14 protein-coding genes and 1 pseudogene are annotated in these 10,959 nt (G+C 44.5%); 12 read left to right on the top strand and 3 right to left on the bottom strand.

The features are described 5' to 3' along the window. A pseudogene (locus PHF18_RS04875) lies at positions 1-252 on the top strand (adenylate kinase); the annotation flags it as partial. A gap of 23 nt (positions 253-275) precedes the next feature. Here PHF18_RS04875 and PHF18_RS04870 read toward each other — a convergent pair. From PHF18_RS04870 to mer, 3 genes are all read right to left on the bottom strand, one after another. Beyond that, the gene (locus tag PHF18_RS04870; RefSeq protein ID WP_300099106.1) at positions 276-797 is read right to left on the bottom strand and encodes a nicotinamide-nucleotide adenylyltransferase; all 522 of its coding nucleotides are present in this window, start codon (positions 795-797) and stop codon (positions 276-278) included. A 65-nt stretch (positions 798-862) separates the two neighbouring features. Then, complete coding sequence (gene fpoF, locus PHF18_RS04865; protein ID WP_300099103.1) at positions 863-1,903, bottom strand: F420H2 dehydrogenase subunit FpoF; 1,041 nt, start codon at positions 1,901-1,903, stop codon at positions 863-865. Between the two features lie 101 nt (positions 1,904-2,004). Beyond that, positions 2,005-2,991, bottom strand: a complete 987-nt coding sequence (gene mer, locus PHF18_RS04860; protein ID WP_300099100.1) for a 5,10-methylenetetrahydromethanopterin reductase — start codon at positions 2,989-2,991, stop codon at positions 2,005-2,007. A gap of 908 nt (positions 2,992-3,899) precedes the next feature. Between mer and PHF18_RS04855 the strand changes: the two genes are divergently transcribed. The 11 genes from PHF18_RS04855 (at position 3,900) to PHF18_RS04805 (ending at position 10,953) form a co-directional block, all read left to right on the top strand. Continuing rightward, the gene (locus PHF18_RS04855) at positions 3,900-4,025 is read left to right on the top strand and encodes a desulfoferrodoxin FeS4 iron-binding domain-containing protein (RefSeq protein WP_048126531.1); all 126 of its coding nucleotides are present in this window, start codon (positions 3,900-3,902) and stop codon (positions 4,023-4,025) included. 143 nt (positions 4,026-4,168) lie between these two features. Next, positions 4,169-4,399 carry a DUF2180 family protein gene (locus tag PHF18_RS04850; protein ID WP_300099093.1) on the top strand — a complete coding sequence of 77 codons (231 nt, stop codon included), beginning with the start codon at positions 4,169-4,171 and terminating at the stop codon, positions 4,397-4,399. An 11-nt stretch (positions 4,400-4,410) separates the two neighbouring features. Then, positions 4,411-4,635, top strand: coding sequence for a DUF2180 family protein (locus tag PHF18_RS04845; RefSeq protein WP_300099090.1), 225 nt, complete (start codon positions 4,411-4,413; stop codon positions 4,633-4,635). Between the two features lie 106 nt (positions 4,636-4,741). Next, a complete protein-coding gene (locus tag PHF18_RS04840) occupies positions 4,742-5,095 on the top strand; it encodes a carboxymuconolactone decarboxylase family protein (RefSeq protein WP_300099086.1) in 354 nt (117 codons plus the stop codon). Between the two features lie 177 nt (positions 5,096-5,272). Beyond that, positions 5,273-5,641: a desulfoferrodoxin family protein gene (locus PHF18_RS04835; protein ID WP_300099083.1), complete on the top strand. Its 369-nt coding sequence runs from the start codon at positions 5,273-5,275 to the stop codon at positions 5,639-5,641. A gap of 367 nt (positions 5,642-6,008) precedes the next feature. After that, positions 6,009-6,143 (top strand): hypothetical protein, encoded by a 135-nt coding sequence (locus PHF18_RS04830; RefSeq protein WP_300099080.1) that lies wholly within the window; start codon positions 6,009-6,011, stop codon positions 6,141-6,143. A gap of 32 nt (positions 6,144-6,175) precedes the next feature. Next, positions 6,176-7,546: a multiheme c-type cytochrome gene (locus tag PHF18_RS04825; protein WP_300099077.1), complete on the top strand. Its 1,371-nt coding sequence runs from the start codon at positions 6,176-6,178 to the stop codon at positions 7,544-7,546. 159 nt (positions 7,547-7,705) lie between these two features. Then, on the top strand, positions 7,706-8,410 hold the full coding sequence (locus tag PHF18_RS04820; protein ID WP_300099074.1) for a flavodoxin family protein: 705 nt from the start codon (positions 7,706-7,708) through the stop codon (positions 8,408-8,410). Positions 8,411-8,522: 112 nt separating this feature from the next. Further along, the gene (gene afpA, locus PHF18_RS04815) at positions 8,523-9,158 is read left to right on the top strand and encodes an archaeoflavoprotein AfpA (RefSeq protein ID WP_300099071.1); all 636 of its coding nucleotides are present in this window, start codon (positions 8,523-8,525) and stop codon (positions 9,156-9,158) included. A 55-nt stretch (positions 9,159-9,213) separates the two neighbouring features. Further along, a complete protein-coding gene (locus PHF18_RS04810; protein WP_300099069.1) occupies positions 9,214-9,720 on the top strand; it encodes a ferritin family protein in 507 nt (168 codons plus the stop codon). Between the two features lie 24 nt (positions 9,721-9,744). After that, positions 9,745-10,953 carry an FprA family A-type flavoprotein gene (locus PHF18_RS04805; protein WP_300099067.1) on the top strand — a complete coding sequence of 403 codons (1,209 nt, stop codon included), beginning with the start codon at positions 9,745-9,747 and terminating at the stop codon, positions 10,951-10,953. The last annotated feature ends 6 nt before the right edge of the window (positions 10,954-10,959 follow it).

Raw genomic sequence — 10,959 nt, 5'->3', positions numbered from 1 at the left:
AAAAGGCTTGAGAAGCGCGGGTATTCCGAAGAAAAGGTAAACGAAAACGCAGAAGCCGAATCAATCGATTTGATCCTGGCGGAAGCTTTTGAATGGTGCGAAAAAGTTTTTGAGGTAAATACAACCGACAGGACCGCAGAAGAGACTGCGGAGGATGTGGAGAAAATCATAGACCATCTTCTGAGCGGAAAAGAAGATGAACTACATGAATACAGCCCGGGCTCCCTTGACTGGATAGATTCGGTGCCCTGAAAGAAAGTAGTGCTAAAAAAGCATTATAGAGAAAAGTTGTTATCACTTGCAGAAACATTCCTGAGACGGGTTATTCCGTCGATATCTTTGATTGTTTCTACAATAGGTTTTGGGACAAGATGTTCCCATTTTTCTCCTGCAATCATCCGCCTCCTTATTTCAGTTCCAGAGTACCTTTCCCTGATATAGAGTGGGGACTCCTTAACGCAGAACCCGGCTTCCCGGAAGAGCTGGATGACAAGAGGATTGTTCGAGTACACCACGTCAAAACGAGGAGTTCTGGATGCGACGTGGTGGACCCAGATAGAGTTGTACCTGACATCTTCGATGGGGAGGACGTAATGACGGATGGGAAGGTGCTCAAGCGCATTGTAGAGCATCAGTACCCTTTCTCCTGCAGTAAACGGATCGGTGGCTTCATGGCTTTTCTGGGCACTGCCGACGCCTATAACCAGTTCATCCACCTCTTCTGCAATCCGCGTAATTACGGTGTGGTGCCCGAAATGATACGGCTGAAAACGTCCGATATAAAAAGCTCGTATCATCCCGGATTCCACCTCGAATTTGTACTGGTTATCTTTTTAGATATATCTGGATATATCTTCCGGTTTCAGATCTTTTCATCGCGGATTCCAGTCTCAAAGCTGAACTTCTCGCAGACTTCAAGGAAATGTTCAGCATTGCCCTTACGCTTCATATCGATAAGCTTTCCGACAAGGTCGAGGCCCGGCTTGGGGTCTTCCATGATCTCCATATCCTCGCGGACCATATCGAAGTACTTCTCTCCGACATCGGTTCTTATAAAGACCGTATTCCACCCGTCAGGAGCCCCGACAGAACCTACTGAGATATCGGCAAAAACCGAGGTATAATCACAGCAGTGGTGGCAGGGGTTTCGGGCAAACTTGGCCACTTCCTTGATGGGCACGGAGTGAACCTCGCCGTCATCGGTGTAGACCCAGAACTTGCCCTTGGTGAACTCCATCTTCCGGACGTCTTCGACCTTTACCTTAAGGATTTCAGGAACGATATTCTCAAGCATGACATCATGATGGAAACTTTCCATACAGAGCAATCCGATAATGAGCACGATCTTTTCGTTTACATTCTCCCGGATCAGATGTGCAGCATGGGCCTGGCAGGGCACTCCAATAACTGCAATCCGGTTGTACTTTTCGAAGGCTTCCCTGAGCATTGCAAGAACGGGGTCTGATGTGTACTTTGTCCCTCTTGTCCGTTCCACATCTTCTGCACTTGTCAGCAGGACCACTTCAGGTTCCCACTTCTCATTTCTGGTAATCCCAACTGCACAGTCGATTTTACCCTGCCTGAAAAGAGATTTAAGGATACCGCTGGATACTCCTCCATCCTGGCTGCCGGCATTGTCCTTTGACTTTGCACCAAAGAACTTACGCACGTTTGCAAGCTCGTTGTCGATGAAGCCGTCCACTACCGGACAGACCCGACTACAGGTTAAGCAACCTTCACAAACCTGGTATCCGGCCCCTTTCTCATACAGGCCCAGATCGTTCGGATCTCGAATTTCACCCGCCTTCTTTACGGTAACAGCTCCAATGGGACACACGGCCTCGCATGCCCCACAGGCTGCGCATACGTCAAAGTCAATGACTTCTGCAATCTTTGGTGGCAATCAGTTACCTCCAATGCCTTGATAAGCTTGCCTTATCGGCAAGATGTTTTTAAAAATATAATGAAATAAATTAAAAATGGTTATGCAGGATGTAATAAAAATTACATCTTTGCAATGATCTCTTTGCCTATAAGCTTTATTGCTTTTTCTTTGTCAGGACCGATAGGGGATCCGGCTACAATCTGGGTTACTCCAATTGCCTCAAGGTCCTTAATCCTCTTCAGACAGTCCTCAGGAGTTCCGCAGATAGCAAAGGATTCGATCATCTGAGGGGTAACAAGCCCGCCCATGAGGGATCCGAAGTCTCCCTTGGCGATAGCTTCACCGATCTGCTTCTTGGCTTCGACAGGGATGCCGTGGCGCTCAAGGACAAGGTCAGGAGAACCTGCAACGATAAAGGCGACCACTACTTTTGCAGCATTAACTGCTTTTGCCGGGTCTTTGTCAATGGAGAAACAGGCGTATGCGGCAACATCGACTTCACTTGGGTCGCGACCGACTTTTTCGGCACCCTTGCGGATCTGTTCCACAGCGACCTCAAAGTCCTTCGGGTGAGAAGCGTTGATAAGGACACCGTCTGCAATTTCACCGGCAAGTTCGAGCATCTTGGGACCCTGGGCGCCCATATAAATAGGGACATTTCCAGCTTTGAAAGCAAGTTTGGCGCCTCCGAACTTAACCATTTCGCCGTCCATGGAGACTTTTTGGCCTGAGAGGAAACCTCTGATTGCCTGAATTGATTCTTTGGTGGTTGCGAGAGGCTTTTCCCATGCAATGCCCATGGCATCGAAGGTTGCTTTGTCTCCGGGTCCGAGACCAAGGACTGCCCTGCCGCCTGAGATTTCAGCAATTGAACCAATGCTGGATGCTGTAATTGCAGGGTTTCTGGTGTAGGAGTTTGTAACACCGGAACCAATCTTGATGCTGTTGGTATTTAGAGCGAGAACGGTAAGAGTGGAATATACGTCACGGTTGTTGTAGTGGTCAGTGATCCAGACGTAGTCGAATCCCTGCTGTTCTGAAAGCTTTGCGTAATATGCGATCTTTAAAGCAGGATCGGCCGGTACAAATTCGATTCCGAACTTCATATTTGGTAACTCCTTTTAACTAATAATTAATAGCTAGACGGGCCTGTTTTTCGCCCCACATAAAGATATCTATGTAATTATAATTAACATCCAGTATAATAGAGGTCAATTATAATCTTGAACTACAATTCATATAACAGTATTTAAGAATCTATATATAATTAACTGTATTAAAGGAAATGTATATAAAACCCTTAATAAAAGAAGATCTCAAAATACCCTTTGAAAGTGAAGACCTATTCAAGACCTGATTAATTCAAAGGAAATAATCAAACCTTATAAACCTTTTCCATAACAGGACTTTTTCAAACCATATAGGACTTGCTTACTCAATAAATAAAATCAAGTGTATGCGGCCTTATCAATATTATTGTGATTTATACAGATGAGTGTTATCTGTTTTGTTTTTCAGTTCAACTGCATAGATCCTGACCAGATCTGGTCCTGACCAGATTTCAAACCATAATTCAGGAAAAATAATAAATAGCTAATTTTAAAGAAAGTTGTTCTTCAAAAAACAGGAAAAGGTTTATATTATAAAAATGTAAGCTGCCGAAATAGTTAGAGTTTTTCATGGTTAGAAAATGATAAATATAGGGGTTAAAGATAACGAAATAGGGAAAAGACAAAGCCTTAAAGCCCGGTAAAAAAATGTGTGAAAAAAATAAGACAGAACCGGATAGAAGGGGAAAATTTATGTTACATTTTAAAAAGTCCTTACAATTATATACAAAGAATCGATAATATAGATGGGTGTAGATAAAATCCGGAGTAAGTACCGGGAATAATAGGGCAAGTGGAAAACCCGCTTAAAAGTTTTGGTCAACTGCCCCTTAAGCTAAAGGACTCAGGATTTTCCTGCTAAGGGTTTAGGAATTTAAACTAAAAAATAAGGAGGTGAATTAGCTATGGCTGTATCCAGAAAAGGAGAAAAGTACCGATGCGAGATCTGCGGCAATGAGGTCACCGTAACAGAAGTAGGAGGCGGAACACTTGTTTGCTGTGGAGAAGACATGATCCTCATAGAGGAATAATTAAAGGGTCATTAGAGAGTCAATTAAAGAGTCATTAGAGAGTCAGGAACTCTCTCATATGATAAGTTTATGAAATCTCAGACCTGAAAATGTTTGGATAAAATTCGAATAAAAACAGGATTTCCTGATTAGGAGGAAAACCAATGAAATGTTATGAGTGCGCCATAGAAGGCAAAGATACGGATGCTGTTGGAATTTGTATTGTATGTGGGAGAGGGGTTTGCAAAGATCATCTTATCCATGAGGAAACCCCGGTCTGGGAGGGGGACTACCCGATAGAGCTGAAGCCCGACCTTGAACATATAAAAAGAATTGTCTGCCTTCCCTGCCATGAAGCCCTGAAGGACAACTGCCTATTTAATGAGGTTTGCTGAGGTGACCAAGAATGCTAAAATGTTACGATTGCCTTGAAGAAAATAAGGATACTGAAGCAGTAGGGGTTTGCATCGTCTGCGGAAAGGGCCTCTGTATGGAACATATAAAGCAGGTAGAATTCCCAATGAAAGGAGGAGGATACCCGCTGCCTCACAAGACACTAAAGAAGGGCCTCCCACGGATGCTATGTAAAGAATGCATTGGCAATATTCTTGAAGACGGGTTCTGCGTCTAAAAAAACGACTGTGCATATCAATATAAATATCAAGATAAATAATTAATACAAATATAAATCAATGGAAATTAGTAGTTATAATTACGGAGTAGAGGAGATTAGAAGAATGACAGAACACAAAGAGATAATAGAAAGTATGGGAGAAAAAATGGGGTTCACCCCTCAAATTCTGAAGACGCTTGGGGATCTTGATCCGGAATTCCTGCACAAATACAGAAGATGTGACAATAAAATACTGACAGATGGAGCCCTTCCAGCCAAGATGAAAATCCTTATGGCCCTTGCAGTGGTGGCATCAAAGCAATGCGAATCCTGTACCGTGTCCCAGATGAAAAGTGCACTCAAAAATGGGGCTACCAAAGAAGAGATCATGGAAACAATGGAAGTCATCTTCATCACCTCAGGTGCTCCTGCCGTAGCTGCATGCAGGGATGCTCTTAAAATGCTAAAAGAAATGTGAAAACCACATTTAAGAAAAAATATCTAAAATTAAATATTAAAATTACATTTTAAAATTATATTTTTTAAGATTAAAGTTGCGGTGGTGCAGCCCTCAGCAACTAGCAGGTTATATTCGCGCCACTGCTCATAGTTCCGAAAATTCGAATGAAATAAGCCAAAAGTGGAGGGAATGAATATGGTGGAAGGAAAGATTAACAAACCGGCTGACCCTAAAAACCTGACAGAAGGAGATAAGAAGCACATTCCGGCAATCTACGTGCCAAAAACCATCGTTGCCGGAGAGCCTTTTGATGTAATTGTCGAGGTGGGACTTATTCCTCACGTGATGGAAGAAAAGCACCATATCGAGTGGATCGAACTCTACCTCAATGACAACAAAATAGGAAAAGTAGAGCTCTCCCTACGCAAAAACAAGAAAGCTGAAGCTACATTTACAATTGAGGCCGATAAATCCCTGGCAGGAAAGGAAAGCAAACTCCGTGCTCTTGAACACTGCAACGTCCATGGGACCTGGGAAGAGTTCATGACCATCAAGATGAGCTAAAGTCAACTACCCCATGCTAAAACAGTGGGGCTTGCAAAAGCCCTGGTTGACCAGCCTAAGTCTTAATTGACTACTTTGGAAATGTCATGATACCTGCGAATGCTTCCTCAGTTTGTAGCTCTATCGTGTAGCATTAAAAGTCCTGAGAGGTAGGGGCGGTGTGCTACACCTGACAAGCAGATCCAACATTGGCGAGGGGAGACAGTGTTCCAAAACCGTGTTACCTGCTACGGAAATTCGTTTTCAAAGCAGAGTGGAGAAATCCAAACGTGGAACGGAATGCCAGAAAGTTGACGGCATTCCTCCCTGCGCTAAAGCAACAGGGTTTCCTGCCTGTCACATGTGAAAAGTAAACTTGCAGGGGTATGTGGAGAAAAAAACCCGTAACCACAAACCTGCACACCCGGAAAAAACAGCAGATTTCATAGCTTCCGGAAAGATTTCCAGTATAGTCGAGACCATATCTGGGGAAAAAAGGCAAACGTGCACCTGGAAAGTCTGAAAACCTGAGGACATAGTCTGGGGGGAATATCAGTGAAAAGCACGGAACTTTTAATTACCGTTTTTTTGTGTGCAGGAATATGGGCATCCTATGCCGCGGCAGAGCCGAGCGGGCCCGGGAACTTTACATCGGACCAATTTTCGAAATCCGGCATCTGTTCGAACTGCCACGGGAGCAGCTTTGGGGAATGGGGTGGCTCAATGCATTCGAATGCGGACAGTGACTTCTTTTACCAGGCAATGCTTCAGGAATACGGCAGAGCTGCAGAAGCACAGGGTCTTCCTCCTGAGTTTTGCTCTCGCTGCCATACGCCGATAGGAATGGTTTCGGCTGAAATCCCACCCCTCGATGGGTCTCACCTAAGCGAGGTTTCAAAAGAAGGAGTCCAGTGTGATTTCTGCCACTCAGTTGCCGAAAGCGAGGGGATAGGAAATGCCCCCTATGTCCTTGAGCCCGGAGATGTAAAATGGGGAAACAGGGCCGATTCAGAGTCTCCTTCCCATGAGATAGAAGCGCACGAGTTTTATAAAGAGTCCGGATACTGCGGCATGTGCCACAATATCAACCATCCGGTAAATAATTTGACTCTTGCAGCCACTTATACAGAATGGGAAGAAAGCCCGTATGCTGAAGAAGGAGTAACCTGTCAGGCCTGCCATATGACCCCAGGAATCGTCGGCTTCGAAGAAAACCCTGGAAAAGCCGCCTCAACCGGACCGAAAAGGGAACATGTATATACCCATTATTTTGTAGGCGCAAACGCTTTCGTAACAGACGTTATGGGGGAAGGAAGGCACGAAAAAAGAGCAATTGAGTATCTTCAACATGCTGCAGAGCTTAAGGTAACAGCTCCTGATTCGGCAGAACCGGGAGAAAATGTGGAAGTGGAGGTAGAGATTACAAACACAGGGGCGGGACACAAAATTCCAACCGGGGTTACTGAAGACAGAGAAATGTGGCTTGAACTAACAGTAGAGGATTCAGAAGGCAGGGAGCTCTACCACTCAGGGGCACTTGACAGTGAAGGAAAAATTGATTCTGGATCAACAGTCTATCAAACGGTTTTTGCAGACTCGGAGGGAAAGCCCACAGGAAAATCATGGGAAGCAGAAAGTATCCTTTCCGATAACAGAATAAGTTCTAAAGAATCTGTAGTTGAGAAGTATTCTTTCATAATGCCTGAAAATGCCTCCAATCCTATCAGCACAAAGGCGGTTCTTCACTACAGATCGGCTGCTCAGGAGCATATTGATGAGCTTTTCGGAAAAGGAGCCTATAATGTACCTGTAATTGATATGGCAGCGTACCCTGAAGAGAAAAAGTCCTCAACTCCAGGCTTCGGAATAATCGGAGCAGGAATTGCACTCTTTTTGGGCAGCACCCTCAGAAGGCTTAAAAGGTAAAAATAAAGGTAAAAATAAAGGTAAAAAGAAGAAAAAAGAAGAAACGTTATAAATTTGGGTTAAAATCATTCAGGCATAAAATTATGTGCCCGGAAGACATACCAACGTATATGTTCAAGTATGTGATTAATTTTTTAAAAGGGATGCTGGAGATAGGAGATGCAAGAAACTGAAACCAAACCAATCAGGGTTCTGGGCATATCGGGAAGTCCCAGGAATATGGCGACTGATTTTCTGGTCCAGGAAGCCCTGAGGATTGTAAAGGAGAAGTACGGTGTAGAGACAGACTATTTCTCCTCCAAAGGGAAAAAGTTAAACTTCTGCATCCACTGTGATTTTTGTGTTAAGAAAAAGGAAGGCTGCATCCATAAAGACGATATTGCGGCTGAGCTGTACGACAAAATGATCTGGGCAGATGCCTGGATTATAGGCACTCCTGTCTATCAGGGAACCGTAAGCGCCCAGACTAAAACTATTATGGACCGCTGCAGAGCTGTCGTTGCAAAAGACCCAAAGGTCTTTTTAAATAAGGTTGGAATGGGAATCGCGGACGGAGGAGACCGAATAGGTGGGCAGGAGCCTGCTATCCAGACGATTCTTAACTTTTACGTAATTAATGAAATGATCCCTGTCGGAGGAGGTTCCTTTGGAGCAAACCTGGGAGGGACCTTCTGGTCAAAAGATAAGGGGGCAGAAGGGGTTTTAGAGGATTCAGAAGGTATGCGGAGCCTTAAAAAAACCCTTAAGAAGCTTATCCAGACAACCCAGCTCGTAAAGAAAGCAGCTTCTGTAGAGGAGCTTGAAGCTCAGAAACCAGAAATGCCGAAAGAAGAAATGCCGAAAGAAGAGGCAAATAAGCAGTAAATCAGTAAGGATGGAAGTAGAGGGTTAGAAGTTCAGAAACCCGATTAAAATTCAGATAATCAGGATAATAATTCATCAGAGATTAGATTGAAACCTTAAGGAGTGTGTTATTTTGGTAGAACCGTTAGGCAAGAAAATTAAACGCATAGCATGGGGAATTACAGGTTCCGGAGACCAGATGATTGAGACCTATAGTGTTCTGGTGGACATTAAGAACCAAACAGGCGTTGAAACAATGGTTTTCTTGTCCAAAGAGGGGGAAACCGTGATGAAATGGTACCATCTGTGGGACAAAATCCAGAACGATTTCCCTAACTTCAAAGTAGATGCAGGCCCCAACTCCCCATTCATTGCAGGCCCACTACAGATGGGATATTATGATTTCCTGCTGATAGCCCCGGCAACTGCCAATACAGTGGCAAAGATCGTGTGCGGGATTGCAGATACCCTTGTTACAAATGCGGTTTCTCAGACCGCAAAAGGAAAAACCCCAATTTTCATCCTGGCTGTAGACCAGAAAAGGGGAACTGTAAAAACAGCTGCACCCAGCGGGAGAGCATTTGAGCTAAGTATGCGCGAAGTAGATGTTACAAACTCGGAAAAACTTGCGCAGATGGAAAACATAACCTTACTTGCAAATCCCTATGAGATTTATGATATATTTGGACTTGAACGGCCTTCTGAAGATATAACCTTAAAAGTGAAAGAACAAAAGAAACACAAATCTAAGAAGGAAACCGAAAATTAAAAATTTTAAAATTCAGGAAATTCTGAAAAAATAAAGTTCCAGAGGGGAAAAAAGTATGAAAAGCTCATATCAGGAAACAATAGATGAAGTAAGAAATCTTAAAGGGATCGAAGAAGCCGTAGCTCTGGCAATAGAGAGGGAAATAGAAGCAAGGGACTTCTACATGCAGCAGGCTGACTTAATGGAAAACCCAAAATTCAAGGAACTCTATAAGCACCTGGCAGAAGAGGAGGTAATGCATATTGGCTACCTCGAAGGGTACCGTGATAAAAAAGAACTGCCCACACTCAGCACGGAAGTCCCCAGCGGGCAGTCTTTCAGCCCGGAGTTTGATGTAGGCCAAACAAAAGTGGGCAAGATCACCCTTGGAGATGCAGGCATTCTTCTTGCAGCCATGAGACATGAGAGAAAGAGTGAGGACTTTTATTCGGAAATGGCAAAAAGAGTCGAAGACGAGACTCAGAAAAAATTCTTTGAGATGCTGTCAGGGTACGAAAGAGGCCACTATGAGATGATTGACAACTATCTTGAAAATATAACCCAGTTTAGGATGCAGACCTGAAAAAACTGAGGGGGCTGGGAGGATATGGAAATAGAAAAAACAGACGGAGCCGTCGAACTTGCCAGGGGAGTTTACTGGGTAGGGGCAATCGACTGGAACGGCAGAGACTTTCACGGGTTTACCACTCCGGGTGGGACAACCTACAACTCCTACCTTGTTGTTGGGGAAAAGACTGCCCTTATAGATACCGTAAAGGCTCCCTTTGCAGGGGAGATGCTCAGGCGCCTCACCCGGATAATCGACCCTTCAAAGCTTGACTACATTGTAGTAAACCATATGGAGCTTGACCATGCGGGTTCCCTGGCAGAGCTTAAAAAACAAACCGATGCAAAGATTCTCATTACAAAAAGGGGCGTCGATATCCTCAACGGCTACTTCAGAGACTCGGGCAGTGAGAACTGGGACCTTGAGGTTGTGCAGACAGGCGACCAGCTGGACCTTGGAGGAAAGACCCTCATGTTCCTGGAAGCCACAATGCTGCACTGGCCCGACAGCATGGAAACTTTCCTGAAAGAAGACAGGATCCTCTTCTCAAACGATGGTTTCGGGCAGCATATAGCCACCTCAAAGAGGTATGATTTTGAAGTCGGGGATGTTATCCCGGAGGCTGCCGAATACTATGCAAACATACTGATGCCGTTTCACATGCCGGTTCTTCGCTTTCTGGAAGTTCTGGACAAACTGGGAGTAGACCCTCTGCAGATCGCCCCTGCCCACGGAATCATATGGAAACAGGACCTCAAAAAAATCCTTGAGGCATACAGGGCATGGGCTAATGGGGAAGTAAAGGAAAAGGTGCTTGTCATATACGATACTATGTGGAACAGCACGGAAATAATGGCAAACGAGATTGCAGAAACTGTTCGGAACGCGGGAGTTGAGGTCAAACTTCTTAATATCCGGAAAAACACCCGGAACCATATAATGAAAGAGATGCTTGATGCAGCAGCTTTTGCAGTAGGCTCACCAACCCTTAATAACGGACTCTTTCCCACAGTAGGGGACTTCCTGGTATACCTCAAAGGCCTGCGCCCCCAGAAGAAAAAAGCTATGGCTTTCGGGTCATACGGCTGGGGAGGAGGAGCCGTAAAAACAATCGAACAGGAATTAAAAAATGCGGGAATAGAGGTGCTCGAACCCGGACTGCAGGTTCGGTACAGGCCATATGAAAAAGAACTGGAAAAATGCAGAAAACTTGGAGAGCAGCTTGCAGCTCTTGCAAAAAAACAGTAAACCAAT

Origin of the sequence: Methanosarcina sp. (assembly GCF_028693135.1) — an archaeon.
Classification (GTDB): domain Archaea; phylum Halobacteriota; class Methanosarcinia; order Methanosarcinales; family Methanosarcinaceae; genus Methanosarcina.
This window is presented reverse-complemented; position numbering and strand designations above follow the sequence as displayed.

Excerpts from the sequence above, each read along its gene's own strand:
- PHF18_RS04870 (WP_300099106.1), bottom strand. The coding sequence starts at position 797 with ATGATACGAGCTTTTTATATCGGACGTTTTCAGCCGTATCATTTCGGG.
- mer (WP_300099100.1), bottom strand. The coding sequence starts at position 2,991 with ATGAAGTTCGGAATCGAATTTGTACCGGCCGATCCTGCTTTAAAGATC.
- PHF18_RS04855 (WP_048126531.1), top strand. The coding sequence starts at position 3,900 with ATGGCTGTATCCAGAAAAGGAGAAAAGTACCGATGCGAGATCTGCGGC.
- PHF18_RS04850 (WP_300099093.1), top strand. The coding sequence starts at position 4,169 with ATGAAATGTTATGAGTGCGCCATAGAAGGCAAAGATACGGATGCTGTT.
- PHF18_RS04845 (WP_300099090.1), top strand. The coding sequence starts at position 4,411 with ATGCTAAAATGTTACGATTGCCTTGAAGAAAATAAGGATACTGAAGCA.
- PHF18_RS04840 (WP_300099086.1), top strand. The coding sequence starts at position 4,742 with ATGACAGAACACAAAGAGATAATAGAAAGTATGGGAGAAAAAATGGGG.
- PHF18_RS04835 (WP_300099083.1), top strand. The coding sequence starts at position 5,273 with ATGGTGGAAGGAAAGATTAACAAACCGGCTGACCCTAAAAACCTGACA.
- PHF18_RS04820 (WP_300099074.1), top strand. The coding sequence starts at position 7,706 with ATGCAAGAAACTGAAACCAAACCAATCAGGGTTCTGGGCATATCGGGA.
- PHF18_RS04810 (WP_300099069.1), top strand. The coding sequence starts at position 9,214 with ATGAAAAGCTCATATCAGGAAACAATAGATGAAGTAAGAAATCTTAAA.
- PHF18_RS04805 (WP_300099067.1), top strand. The coding sequence starts at position 9,745 with ATGGAAATAGAAAAAACAGACGGAGCCGTCGAACTTGCCAGGGGAGTT.